This is a genomic window from Candidatus Enterococcus testudinis, from assembly GCF_002140915.1.
GTDB classification, from domain to species: Bacteria; Bacillota; Bacilli; order Lactobacillales; family Enterococcaceae; genus Enterococcus_D; species Enterococcus_D testudinis.
Map to the genome: position 1 here is coordinate 2,178,063 of NZ_NGKU01000001.1, position 15,871 is coordinate 2,193,933.

The 15,871-nt window shown below is 42.4% G+C and carries 13 protein-coding genes; 7 read left to right on the forward strand and 6 right to left on the reverse strand.

Annotation, left to right across the window (positions count from 1 at the left end; all coding sequences use genetic code 11):
- Nucleotides 1-98 precede the first annotated feature (98 nt).
- The 3 genes from A5886_RS10420 (at nucleotide 99) to A5886_RS10425 (ending at nucleotide 2,372) form a co-directional block, all read left to right on the forward strand.
- Complete coding sequence (locus A5886_RS10420) at nucleotides 99-443, forward strand: DUF4828 domain-containing protein (RefSeq protein WP_086275077.1); 345 nt, start codon at nucleotides 99-101, stop codon at nucleotides 441-443.
- Between the two features lie 198 nt (nucleotides 444-641).
- Nucleotides 642-806 carry a hypothetical protein gene (locus tag A5886_RS15870; RefSeq protein WP_179190025.1) on the forward strand — a complete coding sequence of 55 codons (165 nt, stop codon included), beginning with the start codon at nucleotides 642-644 and terminating at the stop codon, nucleotides 804-806.
- A 234-nt stretch (nucleotides 807-1,040) separates the two neighbouring features.
- Nucleotides 1,041-2,372 carry a serine hydrolase gene (locus A5886_RS10425; RefSeq protein ID WP_086275078.1) on the forward strand — a complete coding sequence of 444 codons (1,332 nt, stop codon included), beginning with the start codon at nucleotides 1,041-1,043 and terminating at the stop codon, nucleotides 2,370-2,372.
- Between the two features lie 59 nt (nucleotides 2,373-2,431).
- Here the strand turns inward: A5886_RS10425 and A5886_RS10430 are convergent, their stop codons facing one another.
- Entirely contained in the window at nucleotides 2,432-2,932 is a 501-nt protein-coding gene (locus A5886_RS10430) for a GyrI-like domain-containing protein (protein ID WP_086275079.1), read from the reverse strand.
- Nucleotides 2,933-3,055: 123 nt separating this feature from the next.
- Here A5886_RS10430 and A5886_RS10435 point away from each other — a divergent pair, with 123 nt between their 5' ends.
- Nucleotides 3,056-4,255 carry a YdcF family protein gene (locus A5886_RS10435; RefSeq protein WP_086275080.1) on the forward strand — a complete coding sequence of 400 codons (1,200 nt, stop codon included), beginning with the start codon at nucleotides 3,056-3,058 and terminating at the stop codon, nucleotides 4,253-4,255.
- A 53-nt stretch (nucleotides 4,256-4,308) separates the two neighbouring features.
- On the opposite strand, the gene A5886_RS10440 is transcribed toward A5886_RS10435, so the two are convergent.
- Together A5886_RS10440 and A5886_RS10445 are read right to left on the reverse strand one after the other, a co-directional pair.
- Nucleotides 4,309-4,818, reverse strand: coding sequence for an HD domain-containing protein (locus tag A5886_RS10440; protein WP_086275081.1), 510 nt, complete (start codon nucleotides 4,816-4,818; stop codon nucleotides 4,309-4,311).
- Nucleotides 4,819-4,941: 123 nt separating this feature from the next.
- On the reverse strand, nucleotides 4,942-5,700 hold the full coding sequence (locus A5886_RS10445; protein ID WP_086275082.1) for a TrmH family RNA methyltransferase: 759 nt from the start codon (nucleotides 5,698-5,700) through the stop codon (nucleotides 4,942-4,944).
- Between the two features lie 99 nt (nucleotides 5,701-5,799).
- Between A5886_RS10445 and A5886_RS10450 the strand changes: the two genes are divergently transcribed.
- The 3 genes from A5886_RS10450 (at nucleotide 5,800) to A5886_RS10460 (ending at nucleotide 8,196) form a co-directional block, all read left to right on the forward strand.
- Nucleotides 5,800-6,078, forward strand: a complete 279-nt coding sequence (locus tag A5886_RS10450) for an acylphosphatase (protein WP_086275083.1) — start codon at nucleotides 5,800-5,802, stop codon at nucleotides 6,076-6,078.
- A 115-nt stretch (nucleotides 6,079-6,193) separates the two neighbouring features.
- A complete protein-coding gene (gene yidC, locus A5886_RS10455) occupies nucleotides 6,194-7,126 on the forward strand; it encodes a membrane protein insertase YidC (protein ID WP_086275084.1) in 933 nt (310 codons plus the stop codon).
- A 128-nt stretch (nucleotides 7,127-7,254) separates the two neighbouring features.
- Complete coding sequence (locus tag A5886_RS10460) at nucleotides 7,255-8,196, forward strand: AEC family transporter (protein WP_086275085.1); 942 nt, start codon at nucleotides 7,255-7,257, stop codon at nucleotides 8,194-8,196.
- Nucleotides 8,197-8,305: 109 nt separating this feature from the next.
- Here the strand turns inward: A5886_RS10460 and A5886_RS10465 are convergent, their stop codons facing one another.
- The 3 genes from A5886_RS10465 to rseP all read right to left on the reverse strand — a co-directional run bounded on the left by A5886_RS10465 (nucleotide 8,306) and on the right by rseP (nucleotide 15,812).
- The gene (locus tag A5886_RS10465) at nucleotides 8,306-12,655 is read right to left on the reverse strand and encodes a PolC-type DNA polymerase III (protein WP_086275086.1); all 4,350 of its coding nucleotides are present in this window, start codon (nucleotides 12,653-12,655) and stop codon (nucleotides 8,306-8,308) included.
- Nucleotides 12,656-12,762: 107 nt separating this feature from the next.
- Nucleotides 12,763-14,472, reverse strand: a complete 1,710-nt coding sequence (locus A5886_RS10470; RefSeq protein ID WP_086275087.1) for a proline--tRNA ligase — start codon at nucleotides 14,470-14,472, stop codon at nucleotides 12,763-12,765.
- A gap of 71 nt (nucleotides 14,473-14,543) precedes the next feature.
- Nucleotides 14,544-15,812: an RIP metalloprotease RseP gene (rseP, locus tag A5886_RS10475; protein ID WP_086275088.1), complete on the reverse strand. Its 1,269-nt coding sequence runs from the start codon at nucleotides 15,810-15,812 to the stop codon at nucleotides 14,544-14,546.
- Nucleotides 15,813-15,871: the final 59 nt, after the last annotated feature.

Here is a 15,871-nt window from a genome sequence, read left to right on the forward strand (position 1 = left end):
TTTACTTCCTCATGGTATACTAGTTTCAACAATTTTACCACTTCATTGGCCAATTTTTTGATTGGCTAGCGAAAGGAATTTAGATAGGACGTGAATGTGTGAAAAAGAAATCCTTATTGATTGGCTTATCATTGGCGACAGGTTTTGTCAGCTCCCTCCTGTTAAGAAAAGAAAAACAAAAACATGAGATTCGACAAAACTTCATTGGCAAATGGCAATTTACTTCTAAAATGAAAGAACCGATCATAGTTGAGATTGGGGCCGATTATACCTTATCCATAGAAGAAAAAACGATTCCTACCACGATTGTTGAATTATCGCCAACGCGCCTTGTGTTGTTAGATTCCTTTGGTTACCATTTGGTTTTTGAACAAAAGGGCGCTGTGATCACACTTTATGATGAGGCAGAAGATACCCATTATTCCCTTAAGAAATGTGCATGAGCTCTTCATTTTTTCTTCACAATTTCTTCCGTGAATACTCAGACTTTTTCCCAGCATTTCTACTGGGTTCATGCTATGATAACTATATCAAGTGGTTGAACAAGGTGTTCCGTTGAGTGATGTTTGATCGTTCAGAATTTAAGGTGTAGGTTCGACTCCTACCTTCCACATTACTAAAAACAGAAAGAAGGGATTTCTATGTTAGCCACATTTATTTCACTCTTCTCCATTTTTGCTTTAGCAGCGTTATTAGCAGGCACATTCTTTATGGCACGTCTATTGATGGCACAAGAGGCCAAACCGGTGAAAGTTCCCGTTAGAATCCAAAATGAAGACGATCGAAGACAGTATCCAAACCGCTAATGGATACCATGATTGATAGATGCATGTAGAACGACCTTTCTTTATAAGAAAGGTTTTTTTGTGTTTGCTGCTTTAAGCTTCGGTTAAGTTTGGGTGTATACGCTAGATTGGCTAAGGTACAAACAAGACCTAATTACAATATTCTTACTAAGTTTGTTACGATAGTATTGCAACCATCGCGACTCTTTGATAAACTTTTTTTTTAGATACAGACTAAAGGAGCTATATACCACTATGCCAAAAATGAACAAACTTGGGTATTCTCTCATTGCAGCTTGCATGATGTTGTTTGTTGCAATTGGATTACCCATCGTGTCTTATGCCGATGATACTGCTATGACCACTGAAGAAATACAAGATTTCTCTGTGGATGCCAAAGCTGCTTTTTCATTAGATTTTGATACGGGAAAAATTTTATATGATCAAGATGGCGATACGGCAATGGGCATCGCATCCATCACTAAGATCATCAGCCTCTATCTCGTTGCAGAACAAGTTGAACAAGGCAACCTTGCCTGGGATGATACTGTCGCTATTTCACAGTACGCTGCCGACCTAAGCGTGACACCAGATTTATCAAATGTGCCGCTGCATCAAGATGTCACCTATACTGTGAAAGATTTGTATGATGCCAGTTACATTCAATCAGCAAATGCAGCAATTGTCGCACTGGCTGAAAAAATTGCTGGTTCAGAAAGTGACTTTGTTGATTTAATGAAAGAAAAAGTCAGCTCATGGGGGATCGATGATGCCAAGTTGGTCAATGCCTCTGGTTTGAATAATGCCTATCTGGGTGACAATATTTATCCTGGCTCGACCTCAACGGATGAAAATGAATTATCCGCCAAAGATGTTGCTATTGTGGCACGCCATTTGCTGCAAGATTTTCCAGATGTCTTGGAAATCACCAGTACAACGACCCAAACATTTGGCGAAGGCTCTTATTCTCCAGTGGAAATGGTCAATTGGAACTGGATGTTGCCAGGCTTTACCAACGCAAAAGATGGTGTGGATGGACTCAAAACCGGTACAACTGACTTAGCTGGCGCTTGTTTTGTCGGTACAGCTGTCAAAGACGGTCAACGCATTATCACTGTTGTCCTCAATGTCAACGGTCATGCAGAAAATCCAAGTGTCCGCTTTATTGAAACTGGAAAACTCATGGATTATTCTTTCGATGCTTGGGAACAGGTAGAAGTATTACCGGCAAATGCTGAACTATCCGATACAAAAACGGTTGCGGTCAAAGACGGGAAAGAATTGACTGTCCCGGTTGCCATCAAAGACAGCTTGACATTATGGGTGCGTAAAGATATGGATGCAACAGCTTATACGACAACGATCGATTACAATGATCAATTTGTTGATTCTGCCTTGCAAGCCCCTGTCAATCAAGATACCGAAATCGGGACTGTTACAGCGTCGATTCCTGCCGACACGCTAGGGTATGTGGATGACAGCAGCACGACTTCAAGTTCTCTGGTCACGACAGCAGCTGTTGAAAAAGCCAATATATTTGTCCGTACGTGGCGTGGTGTGACATCATTCTTTTCTCAATTATTCTAAAAAAACGCATCACTCTTGAACGATGTATATCGTCTTGGGTCGATGCGTTTTTGCTATGCTTATACTTGCGGAATGTCTTCTGGCTCGATTGGGAAAAACAATTCAACTTCGCCGTCTTTGAAATGGGGAAGATATCTTTCTTGAATCGCAGCTGCTAAACGGACTTTGTTTTCCGGCAATACTTCTGAAAGCATTTTTTCAGTCATCATACTTAAATTTCGCTCATCGGTTTTGATGGCCAAATAAGACATCGCAGGCATTTCCCAGCGAACCCAGCCGACTGGCGGAAAGTTCTCCGTCAGGACTTTGACACCTGCCAAATAACGCCCAGTTTCTTGCCATGGCTCTAACCATCTATCCCCATCACTCATCAATCCCCAGAACTCCAAATCTTTGGCTTCTTGATCACTGACTAGAAATTCTATTTCTTGAAAATCTTTGGTAGCAAGTTCCCAAAGTGCCGGTACCCAAGAACCGCCTTCTTCTGCTAACCCATTGCCTTCTTTACCTATCACATAAAATGCTGGTACATCCACGCGAATGACTTCACCTAATTCCATGATCCATCCTCCTTCTTTTCTTCATTTTAGCGAATCGGTTGAAATTGAGCAACTTTGACCTCATATTCACTCATTTTTCGATAAATTTGGTATACTAAGGGTATTGTTGAAGGAGTGAATCTTATGGCTTTTGTACCATCGCTGATTTTTAGCATTATTTATTTGTTGGGTGCGTTTGGGGTCTACAAATACCGCAAGCAAAAAGACGACCCCGATATTTTTTTCTTTGAAAGTTGCTGGACGATTTTCGCATTATTGATTTATTTAGCAGTTTTAGAACTTCGAACGGGCAGCTTTTATATTCTGATTCCAATTTTATTAGGGAGTCTATTCTTGGTTTCGTATCGCAGAAACAAACATCGATTGATCAATGGCTTATTATTCAATGTGTTTATCCTCTCGTTTGGTGGGTACTTGATTATCAATCTATTCCGTACCGAAGACATACTTGTGGGTGGATTGCTGGCTGTATTACTGGCTATCTTTTTGGCAGTATTGTTGTTTGGTTTGGTGACACTGGTTATCTTTCTCTATTGGAATTCATTGGTGGTGTTTCGTCGTGAGTCGCATTCTATCGCGAATCTGCTGACATTGCTCTTGGCGATCGTCTTAACGATTTTCTTATTCTCAGATGTCTTGCTCCATCCTTTCCCACAATGGGTTCAGGTACTTTTCGGGATTGCACCGGTTAGTTTGCTGTATCTGTTTATCGTGTTCTTGAACTTTCTATCGGTGTCTATTCTCTATCAATTCAACCATCCACGATACGATCAAGATTTCATTATCGTTTTGGGGGCAGGCTTACTGAATGGGGAAACTGTCTCACCGTTATTGGCACAAAGAATCAACAAAGCCATCGACTTTTATCACTTGCAATTCAAAGCCAAAAAACAGGCACCACGATTGTTGATGTCTGGCGGACAAGGCAGTGATGAAAAAGTGCCCGAAGCAATTGCAATGAAAGAATATGCTGTCAGCAATGGGATTCCTGACGGCGAAGTTTTGGTAGAAGCCAATTCAACGACCACTCTTGAAAATATGCAGTTTTCTAAAGAAGTCATGGATGCATTGAAACCGCAAGGCTATAAAGCAATCTTCAGCTCCAACAATTATCATATTTTCCGCGCTGGATTGTATGCGGATCAGGCTGGCGTCAACGCAGACGGGATTGGTGCGCGGACCGCTTTGTATTACTTGCCAAATGCATTCTTGCGTGAATTTGTCGCCATATTATTCATGCACAAAAAGCGACATATCGTTGTCTTATCCGGAATTGTGCTCTTTTATGTCATAGCCGCTTTACTACAAATGTATTTCACATAGAAAAAAAGACTAGCTGAGGGGGGTGCCCTTCTACTAGTCTTTTTGTGGTCCGATCAATGGATCGTACGTTGTCTTTTCCAAAAACGTTGCGCCCATTTTTCTTTCAGGCCATCTGTTAATGGCTCTGAAGCTTCTTTAATGGCACAATATTTGTCCACCATTGTAACGATATAGCTTTCTTTGTATCGTGGTGGTGCAATCGTTGCTCCCCACATATGCTTCAAAATAATATCTCTTTCAAGATCGCTTAATTCAGTGATTTTTTCGGCATTTTTTACTGCGATCCGCGGATGCATATAAGCATGCGTGCCTTCATCAAACTTCGTTGTCCGCCAATCATAATAAAACAAATCATGAAGAAGTCCTGCACGAGCTGTTGCACGGGCATCCCCACCCCATTTTTTGGCCAATTTGTAACTGTAATATGAAACGCTGATCGAATGCTCCAAACGAGTGGAATTCATATGCTGCACAAAGTTGGCTAATTTTTTCACAGCGTCTGTTTCTAACAGGTCCGCTATGTAAGACATATATTCGCTATCTTCTTGCCATTTATCTGTCATAGATTCTTTTCTGCCACCTTTTTTGATCTGCTTGATTGTTACAAAGTAAAGTATAGCACCAATGAATGGGATTTTCTAGGTTGTGCCGATCATCTAGACATAGTTTAACAGTTCCTTAATGATCTACCTCGCAGCATGATACATCAAGATGCCTGCCGCAATCGCTACATTCAGTGATTCTGCCTCACCATAAATAGGAATATATACATTGTGATCGGTCAATGCCAAAAGTTCTTTTTGCACACCTTGTCCCTCATTACCTAAAATGAATGCTGCGGGATAATGTTTGATATCCGTATACGCAAGGGCATCTTTATTCAACTCAGTACCATAAATCATCACTTCTTCTGCACGTAAAGCAGCGATAAAATCAGGAATCGCACCCTCAACGATTGGTAAATGGAAATTGCTGCCTTGCATACTTCTTAACACCTTTGTACTATACAGATCTGCCGTCCCAGTACCCAAGAAAACACCGGCAAATCCAGCCGCATCAGCCGTCCGAATCATCGTACCAACGTTTCCCGGATCTTGTACGTTGTCTAAAATCAGCCAGTTCCCTTTTAATTGCTTAGGCAACTGATCATTTTTTGCGACCACTGCAAAAATGCCTTGCGGAGTAGGCAATTCAGATAAATACGCAGCAATCTCATCCGTGATCAGATAGATAGCAGCATTGACTGTGTCAAGACGTTCACGGTATTCCTCATACCCATGGGGCGTAACAAAAATCGTTTGAATGTCTGCTTTTGCTTTGATTGCTTCTTGAACCAAATGCCAGCCATCGATCAGATATTGTTGATTTTGCTGGCGATACTTTTTTTGACTTAACTTTTTTGTTTCTTTGATCAGTGTATTCTTTTTTGACTGAATCTCATTCATGGCTTTCACCTCGATTCATTATAGCATGACTCAATCAGTGAAACTTGTTCTTTTCCCAAAAAAACGCTATCATGGATATAGAACAAAGGAGGTTGCCGAATGAAAAAAGTACGCATCACTGTCAACGGACGTGTCCAAGGCGTTGGTTTCCGCTACACCACCAAGATGCTGGCGGATCAGCTGGGTATTACTGGTACGGTCAAGAATGAATCAGATGGCACCGTGACGATCGAAGCTATCGGTGAACCACAGGTGATGGCGCAATTTATCGAAGGTGTCAAAGGTTCTCCTTCTCCTGTCGGAAAAGTAAATGATACCACAATCAATGAGGACCCTAGTATTGAGACAAGGGATACATTTGACGTCGTATATAGTTGACCTTTACATCAAAAAAGATTGACTTTTCAATGAATTTCGCTTTGTACATTGAAATAGTCGGTCTTTTTTAGTATAGTTATTTTTGTCTAAATTTATTGTGAAGAGGAAGAAAAAAATGTCTAAAATGAATAAATGGTTCCTTACATCTGGATTATTTGGTCTCTTATTGACTTTATCCGGTTGTGTAAGTACGAATGCTGATGGGACGCCTAAAGAATCCGGCATGATCTATCGCTTCTTGGTCAAACCACTTGGTAGTATGATCACGATGCTGGTTGAGAATTTTAACTGGTCCTATGGATGGGCGATCATCGCTGTAACGATCATTGTGCGGGTGATTATTTTACCACTAGGTATCAACCAATCACGTAAAACGATGATCCAAAGTGAAAAAATGCAGTTTTTAAAACCACAAGTGGATGTTGCCCAAGCCAATTTGAAAAAAGCGACGACAAGAGAAGAACAAATGCAAGCGCAAGCTGACATGCAAAAAATCTACTCTGAAAACAACGTAAGTATGTTCGGCGGCATCGGTTGTTTGCCATTGCTGATTCAAATGCCAATCTTTTCAGCTTTATATTTCACTGCTCGTTACACCCAAGGTATCCAAAACTCTGAATTCTTTGGTTTTTCTTTAGGAGAACCAAGTATCATCTTTGTGGCTATTGCTGGGATAGCCTATCTTGCTCAGGGCTATATATCAACAATTGGGATTCCAGAAGAACAAAAGAAAACCATGAAAACGATGCTGATCGTCTCTCCTTTGATGATCGTCTTCATGTCCATGAGTGCACCAGCTGGCGTAACCTTGTACTGGGTTGTTGGTGGGGTCTTCAGTTGTATCCAAACATTTATTACAAATGTCATCATGAAACCAAAAATCAAAGCGCAAGTGGAAGCTGAAATGAAAGCCAATCCGCCTAAAACAGTTGTGACACCTCGCAAAGATGTAACACCAGAAAAAGCGGCCCCTGCTGACAAGAAAGCACTCAATTCTAGCAAACAAAATGGCTCAGGACGCAACGCTGGCAAACAGCAACGCAAATAATCAAAAAAACCAAATCACTTGCTGATTTGGTTTTTTTCTATCCACATTCATCAGAAAATTGTTGCAATTCACCTAGAGAAGATTGCAAGTTCTATTTGCATTCGTTATAGTGAATATGAGGTGAGTACATGTTTGATGCATATATCAATATTTTTGTGATTTTTAGTCTGATGTTCATCGGTTATTTACTTTCATATAAGCAATGGTTTTCAAATCGAACCGCCGATACATTTTCCAAGCTGGTCTTGAATCTAACATTGCCAGCCAATATGTTTTTGACGATTATCAAAAACTTTACCAAAGAGGAATTTCTATCCTTGGTTTCCGGCATGGTCATTCCTTTGTTCTCGATGCTGATCACCTATATGGTTGGTCATCTTTGGCGCCGTGTCTTTCATGTTGAGAAAAAGCATCAAGGCGCATTTTCCTCTATGTTTACGTTCTCGAATACGATTTTCATCGGTTTGCCTATCAATTTAGCCATTTTCGGCGAGAAAGCTGTTCCGTATGTTTTGCTCTATTATATCGTCAATACAACGTTATTTTGGACCATCGGTATCTTTGAATTGGCAAAAGACAGCCCGCATTTCGATGAGGCGAAGGTATCCTTTCATCCCCTCGTCGTTATAAAAAAAGTTTTTTCACCTGCCTTGATTGGTTTCATTATCGGCTTGATCTGGATGTTGCTGGCGATTCCTTTACCTCATTTTATTGACAGTCTTGGAAGTTATTTGGCAGATTTAACCACCCCTTTATCGATGTTTATCATCGGCATCATCGTATATTTTGGCGGATTGAAAAACTTGAAGATGACCAAGGATATTGCGGGTATTCTTTTTGGCCGCTTTATCCTCTCTCCACTGATTGTTTTCGGACTGGGCTATCTGATCAACATACCCGAATTGATGTTGCAAGTGTTCGTCATCCAAGCCTCCATGCCTGTGCAAAATTCCGTGCCGATCTTAGTCCGTAATTATCAGGGCGATGAAGAGTTTGCCACCACTGCATTGGGCTATTCTGTTTTGTTGTATATGGTGTATATACCGGTTTTGTTATTGTTGATGTTTTGAATGCATACTAAAAAACGTTTATCATCATGAGCGCATAAAGCTTTTCTCATGAATATGATAAACGTTTTTTTATTGGTAATTTACATTTGATTTACTATTTTGTGTACCCTCACAACATATCAAACAGCGACAACTGATTCTCATCAGGTAGGTCTTTCAATACACCGTTGTCTGTCATATATTCAATCAATGTCTTCGATACTTTGCCGCGATTGGCTAAATCTTCTTTCGACAAGAATGGGCCATCTTTGCGGGCTTCAACGATTTGTTTGGCCACATTCAGTCCCAAACTTGGCACTGCCCGTAATGGCGCGATCAGTTTGTTGCCATCGATCACGAAGTTTTCGGCATCAGATTTATATAGATCGATCATGCCGAATTCATAGCCCCGTTCCAGCATTTCATTACATAGCTCCAAGACAGTGAGCAAGTTCTTTTCTTTTGTTGAAGCGTCCATTCCCTTGTCGTTGATTTCTTGCATCCGTTCTTTGACGGCTTCTTTGCCTTTAGACATTGCAATCAGATCAAAGTCATCCGCACGAACCGAGAAATAGGCACAATAATAGAGGATTGGGAAATAGACTTTAAAGTACGCTACCCGCAAGGCCATCAACACATACGCTGCCGCATGGGCTTTCGGGAACATGTATTTGATTTTCGAACAAGAATCGATATACCATTCAGGCACATTGTTTTCTCGCATCGCTTGCAAATACGTATCTCTCAATTCATCTGGAATTTTGTTCCATAAACCTTTACGCACGGTTTCCATGATTTTGAAAGCCATACCGTCATCGAGTCCCGCATGGATCAAATATACCATGATGTCATCCCGACAGCCGATCACTTCAGCTAAGCTGGCATCTCCCCGACGAATCAATTCTTCGGCATTCCCTAGCCAAACATCTGTCCCGTGAGAAAGCCCTGAAATTTGCAGCAATTCTGCAAAGGTTGATGGGTGCGTTTGATCAAGCATCCCTCGTACAAAACGGGTCCCAAATTCTGGAATACCTAGTGTACCGGTTTTAGAGTATATCTGTTCTTCCGTCACTCCTAAAACATCCGTACCGCCGAATATCCGCATCACTTCTGGATCATCTGTCGGAATCGTTTTGGGTTCGATTCCTGATAAGTCTTGCAGCATCCGAATGACGGTAGGATCATCATGTCCTAGAATATCCAACTTCAAAATATTGTCATGGATCGAATGGAAATCAAAGTGGGTCGTTTTCCATTCTGCATTCAAATCATCTGCTGGAAATTGGATTGGTGTAAAATCATAAACATCCATATAATCGGGGATAACGATGATTCCCCCTGGATGCTGACCAGTCGTCCGTTTGACCCCGGTTGCACCTTTGGCTAGGCGATCGACTTCAGCTGCCCGATAATGAAGATTATGATCCCGTTCAAAGCCTTTCACGAAACCAAAAGCTGTTTTATCCGCAACAGTACCGATCGTTCCTGCCCGAAATACATAGTCTTCTCCAAACAATACCTTCGTATAATTATGGGCTTCTGGCTGGTATTCCCCAGAAAAGTTCAAGTCGATATCGGGTACTTTGTCTCCATGGAACCCTAAGAAGGTTTCGAAAGGAATATCATGCCCATCTTTGTTCAAGCGCGTGCCGCATTTCGGACACTTCTTCTCCGGCATGTCATACCCTGACCCATAGGAACCATCTTCATAGAACTCGGAATATTGGCAATCTGGACAATAGTAATGCGGTGCCAATGGATTGACCTCTGTGATCCCAGTCATGGTAGCGACAAAACTTGAACCGACCGATCCCCGAGAACCAACCAAATAGCCATCTTCATTGCTTTTGTGCACCAGTTTTTGCGAAATCAAGTAAATTACCGAAAACCCATTGCCGATAATTGAATCTAGTTCTTTCTTCAATCGCTTCTCAACGATTTCCGGTAACGGATTCCCATATAATTCTCTGGCACGATTGTAACTCAAATCAGTGATTTCTTGTTCTGATCCGGGAATTTTTGGTGTATATAGATCATCTTTGACGGGAATCACTTTTTCGCAAAGGTCAACGATCTTATTCGGATTCGTCACAACGATCTCTTTTGCCATCTCAGGGCCTAGAAATTGAAAGGCGGTCAACATTTCATCGGTCGTCCGAAAATGGACAGCAGGCAAACTATGGCGGTTTAACGGGTTGGCGCCACCCATCGAATTGATTAATATTTTTCGATAAATCGCATCTTCTTCGTTCAAATAATGGACATTCCCAGTAGCAACAACGATCTTGCCAAGGTCTTCACCCATTTGGACCAAATTACGAATGATTTCTTCCAGGTCAGACTCGCTCTTGACCAATTCGGTTTCGAGCAAATGTGCATAGACTTCTTTGGGCATGACTTCGATATAGTCGTAGAACTTCGCTAACTCACGGGCCGCATCGACCCCTTTTTGCATCATCGCCACAAAGACTTCGCCTTTGTCACATGCAGTCCCCACCAATAGACCTTCCCGTAATTTGACCAATTCAGATCGGGGGATCCTAGGCACTTTGTCATGATAATACTTGATATTGGACATAGAGATCAATTTGAACAAATTCTTTAAGCCAGCTTGTGTCTTGGCCAAAATCGTCGCATGGAAAGGACGGGCTGCTTTGAATGAGTTCTCACCGCCGACATGCCGGTTTAAATCTTCATGCAAAAACATCTCATGATTTTCCATCGCTTCTTTCACAAAAATCCAAGCAAGATGCCCCGTTGCTTCCGCATCGAAAATCGCCCGGTGATGTTGTTCCAAATTAACGCCGAATTTCTTAGACAAGACACCTAGACCAAACCGTTTGAATTGCGGATAGAGATATCTGGCTAATTCTAACGTATCGATCACGGGGTTTTCCGCTTCTGGAATACCATATTTGCGATAACTGGTGTTCAAAAATCCCATATCAAACGAGGCATTATGGGCAACCAAAATCGCCCCTTCAGAAAATTCACGGAATAAACGCAATACTTCCTCTTCTGATTTCGATCCACGTACCATTTCATCGGTGATACCTGTCAGTTCAACGGTGGTACGTGACAGTGGATGTCCTGGATCGATAAACTCATCAAATGAGCCTTCAACGTTGCCTTTGTGCATCCGCACGGCAGCTAGCTCAATGATAGTATCATAGACAGCGGACAGCCCTGTGGTTTCCACGTCAAATACGATATAGGTGGCATCCGTCAAAGGAATCGGTTTAGGGTTATAAGCAACAGCCACCCCATCATCTACAATGTTGGCTTCAATACCGTACAAGATTTTGACACCGGCTTTTTCACCGGCATGATGGGCATCGGGAAATCCTTGCGCACCCGCATGATCGGTGATTGCAATTGCGCGATGGCCCCATTTACCCGCTTGTGCTACATAATCAGCGACATTATTGGTGGCATCCATTGTACTCATATTGGAATGCAAGTGTAATTCCACTCGCTTTTCGCCTTCTGGCGCATAGTCTTTACGCGCTTCGTGTTTCACTTCCAACAGATCTTGCGCATTCATGACCAAGTCTCGCATAAAGGTGTCTTCTTGCACACTCCCCCGTACTTTGACCCAACTGCCTTTAGCAATTGCATCAAAGACTTGTTCGTCTTTTTCACTGTTTGAGAACTTTTTGACACTAAAAGACGAGGTATAATCGGTGATTTTTAGAATCAAGATTTTGCGTTTCGAACGCAATTCTCGCACTTCTTTATCAAACACATACCCTTGGATCGTCACGCGGCGTTCTTCTTCAATGATGTTGATCATCGGTGTGATTGGCTCATCTGTCGGAATATTTCTTCCCAAAGCGATTGGTCCGTCAAAATCAACTGTTTTGACTTCTTTCTTGCGTTGTTCATGCGCAATCAAGTTTTCGGCAGCTTGGAGTTGGAAGGCTGCTGTCTGTTCTTCTTTTCGCGCTTCCAATTGCGCCAACGCTTCTTTGGCTTGATCCTCATCCAGTTTCGGTTGAATACGAAACTTTTGGAACCCAAATGCCTGATAATTGTCTTCAACGATCGGTAAATACTGTTGCTGCAATATAGTGATCACTGCATCATTGTTGACAGGTAGAATCACCTTGGCCCCCTCAACGATAGGCATCTGACTCTTGACCACTTGATTGATCAATGGTCGATCACAGTTTTGGTTGGCTAATGCCAACGGCCAGTATTCTTGGATCAGCTGCTGATCGAATGCCCCATCTACAGCTTGGATCACCAAACGGACCTCGGCAATTTCCTTAAATGCTAGCTCAAGGTGCTGTTTGAACGATTGATAGACCATTACTGGCATGATCTGGTCCATCTGGATATGAAACGTCCATGCTTTAGACTGGCGATGTACGACCACTTGCTTGATTTGTGCTGTTTGGATCAATGGATGCTGCCGTAAATTTTCAGCAGCGTTGATTTGTTCTAACAATATCTCAAAGGTTTCTCTTTCTTTTGACAATTGAAGATCCTCCTTTTCTCCGTACTCATTAGTATACCTCTTTTTTATCTTTCTTTCATTAAAAAATCGAGAAAGGATTCCCTCTCTCGATCACGTATTGATTGTACTTATTCAAGATTGCTCATTAATATCTCTAAGGTCGAAGCGACTTCATCTTTGCGCACCTCGACTGTTGCGCCACTATGTTTGATCTTGATTTCAACAATGCCATCCGTCGCTTTTTTCCCGATGGTCAAGCGAATCGGACAGCCAATCAAATCAGCATCGGCGAACTTCACACCGGCACGTTCATCGCGATCGTCCACCAGTACATCGTAGCCCACGTGTTTCATCATCGCTTCTACTTCTTGGCAAAGCGCTTCTTGATAGGAATCATCAATGGCTGTTTGAATGATATGCACATCGAAGGGCGCAATCTCCTGTGGCCAGTCGATGCCGTTTTCACTGCCGTGCTGTTCAACGATCGTAGCAAGCAGGCGCGATACCCCAATGCCGTAACAACCCATCAGTACTGGAATCTCTTGCCCTTGTTCATCAACGATCTTGGCTTGCTGCGCATCACTGTACTTCGTGCCTAACTTAAAAATTTGTCCTACTTCGATGCCGCGGGTCAAGGTCAAGACACCTTGCCCATCAGGTGAAGGATCTCCTTCTTGCACAAGACGAAAATCAGCAAATGCAATCGGTTGAAAATCACGGCCAACATTAGCATTGCGCACGTAGGTGCCAGAATCATTGCCAGCTACTACCATATTGGTCATATCTTGTACATGCTGATCGGCATACAACTTAATGCCCTCAGACAAATCGATTGGACTGCGTACCTGTGCCGCTTCATCGATTCGAGACTGGGCTTGCGCAACTGACATTGGCGTAATTTGCGCTCCGCCCAAAAATAGTTTGACTTTGGTTTCATTGATCGTATGATCGCCTCTGAGTAAAATCATCACGATTTGTCCATCAACTAGGAAAAGGTAAGATTGTATCGTTTTAGTCATGCCAAACTCACCCGCTTTAGCCACCTCATCGATCGACCACTCGCTATTTGTCTCAAAGATGTCTACTGGCAAAAACGTTTCATGGGATTTTTTTGCTGTATATAGACTCGTGGCTAATTTCCAGTTCGCAACATAATCACTTTCAGTAGAATAGCAAAGCAATTCTTCGCCAATGCCTGACAGTGCCAAAAACTCTTTTGAATCATGGCCACCTATTACCCCATTATCTCCTAATACAACGCGATAATCGACGCCGCATCGACGAAAAATCGCATGATAGGCTGCTTCATACTGACGATAACTGATATCTAAACTTTCTTCATTTGCATGAAACGAATAGCCATCTTGCATCAAAAATTCTCTGCTGCGTATCAAGCCAAACCGGGGTCGTTGCTCATCGCGGTATTTGGTTTGAATCTGAAACAAATTCAGCGGCAATTTCTTGTAAGAAGTCACTTCATTCTTGATTAATTCCGTAAACGGTTCTTCATGAGTCGGTCCTAATACCATGGTGCGTGCATTGCGATCTTCCAAGCGATAGAGGGCATTGCCATAAAGAGCTGCTCGTCCTGAAACCGACCAAGGTTCAAAAGGCAGGAGTGCCGGCATCGCCATTTCGATGGCATCGATTTTGGCAAGTTCTTCGCGAATGACCTGTTTGATTTTTTCTAATACCCGTTGTGCCAATGGTAGGTATACATAGATACCTGACGCAACTTGTCGTATATACCCTGCCCTAACTAATAGCTGATGACTAAGTGTTTCCGCATCACTTGGTGTTTCTCGTAATGTTGGAATCAACAGTTTCGACTGTTTCATTTTTTTCTCCTTCACTGCAAAAATTCGTGTTCTACCGAATCAATGATACATGTTGATTGCTGTAACCCGTGTTAAAAGAAGAAACGCTGAATATCATTCCATGTAACTAAAACCATTAATAACATCAAAAAACCAAACCCTACCAAGGTAATGATGCCTTCTTTTTCTTGACTGATAGGTTTGCCTCGCAAACCTTCCAAGATATTTAGGACCAGTTTGCCGCCATCTAATCCTGGGATCGGCAATAAATTAAAAATACCTAGGTTGATGGAGATCATCGCCATCATCCCAATAACCGTCCAAACACCTTGAGAAGCAGCTTGCGAAGACAATTGGAAAATGGCTACCGGACCGCCAAGTTTATCCAGATCAGGTTGCGTGATTAGGTTGCCCACCGCTTTAAATATCGCTAGCCCATTGTCCATTGTCATCTGTAGGCCACCCGACAAAATCGCGCCGATACCCGTTTTTAACGAAGGCGTTACACCCAAAACACCAATCGTTTCACTTCCAGAAGTACTGCTTGACGGTGTCGCTGTTAGATCTAAGGTTTGATCCCCACGCTTTACGTCTAACGTGATTTGCGTGTCCGGATATTTCTGGATCTGGGTAGTCAATTCAGACCAGTTCGTGACCTCTGTGCCATTAATAGCCAAGATTTCATCCCCATCTTCTAATCCAGCATCCGCAGCTGCAGAACCTGATTCGATGCCTGAAACAATCGTAGCATCTTGGTTCACAACGCCGCCTTGTGCAAAAACAAGACCAGTAAACAAGACCAATGCCAAAATAAAGTTGTTCATTGGTCCAGCAAAGTTGGTCAACATACGCTGCCAAAGCTTTGCTGATTGAAATTGAACATCAAGAGGCGCTATGCGCACTTCCACGCCATCCTCATGAATGATCGACGCATCATGATCCACCGGATAGGTGATTACTTCTTGTTCATCGCCGTTGATATATCCGGAAATCGTTAATTTGTCTTCCAAATCAAAAGCAGTGACTTCCATAGGGATGGCTTCTTGCAATTGGATCTTTTTGCTCGTATTGATTTTTAGAACCTTCCCTGTCGGGTCTTGTACAAGAGATACCGGCATACCTGGTGTGATCTCTGTTTCATCTTCACCCCAACCAGCCATTTGAACATAGCCACCCAAAGGCAACATCCGTATCGTATAAGTCGTTCCATCTTTGGCTTGGTGGGCAAATAATTTTGGCCCCATGCCGATTGCAAATTCCCGCACAAGGATACCCGCTCGCTTGGCAAAGAAATAGTGGCCGAACTCGTGGATCACAACCACCACAGAAAATATGATAATAAACACCAAAATCGTTTTCATGTTGGTTCCTCTCTTTCGCAGATTCCCTATCTATCAGGCAACCTTTCCTTATTTTATCA

Bases quoted from the DNA above. Each gene is read 5' to 3' on its own strand.
- A5886_RS15870 (WP_179190025.1), top strand. From the start codon at position 642: ATGTTAGCCACATTTATTTCACTCTTCTCCATTTTTGCTTTAGCAGCG.
- A5886_RS10425 (WP_086275078.1), top strand. From the start codon at position 1,041: ATGCCAAAAATGAACAAACTTGGGTATTCTCTCATTGCAGCTTGCATG.
- A5886_RS10430 (WP_086275079.1), bottom strand. From the start codon at position 2,932: ATGGAATTAGGTGAAGTCATTCGCGTGGATGTACCAGCATTTTATGTG.
- A5886_RS10435 (WP_086275080.1), top strand. From the start codon at position 3,056: ATGGCTTTTGTACCATCGCTGATTTTTAGCATTATTTATTTGTTGGGT.
- A5886_RS10440 (WP_086275081.1), bottom strand. From the start codon at position 4,818: ATGACAGATAAATGGCAAGAAGATAGCGAATATATGTCTTACATAGCG.
- A5886_RS10445 (WP_086275082.1), bottom strand. From the start codon at position 5,700: ATGAATGAGATTCAGTCAAAAAAGAATACACTGATCAAAGAAACAAAA.
- A5886_RS10450 (WP_086275083.1), top strand. From the start codon at position 5,800: ATGAAAAAAGTACGCATCACTGTCAACGGACGTGTCCAAGGCGTTGGT.
- yidC (WP_086275084.1), top strand. From the start codon at position 6,194: ATGTCTAAAATGAATAAATGGTTCCTTACATCTGGATTATTTGGTCTC.
- A5886_RS10460 (WP_086275085.1), top strand. From the start codon at position 7,255: ATGTTTGATGCATATATCAATATTTTTGTGATTTTTAGTCTGATGTTC.
- A5886_RS10470 (WP_086275087.1), bottom strand. From the start codon at position 14,472: ATGAAACAGTCGAAACTGTTGATTCCAACATTACGAGAAACACCAAGT.
- rseP (WP_086275088.1), bottom strand. From the start codon at position 15,812: ATGAAAACGATTTTGGTGTTTATTATCATATTTTCTGTGGTGGTTGTG.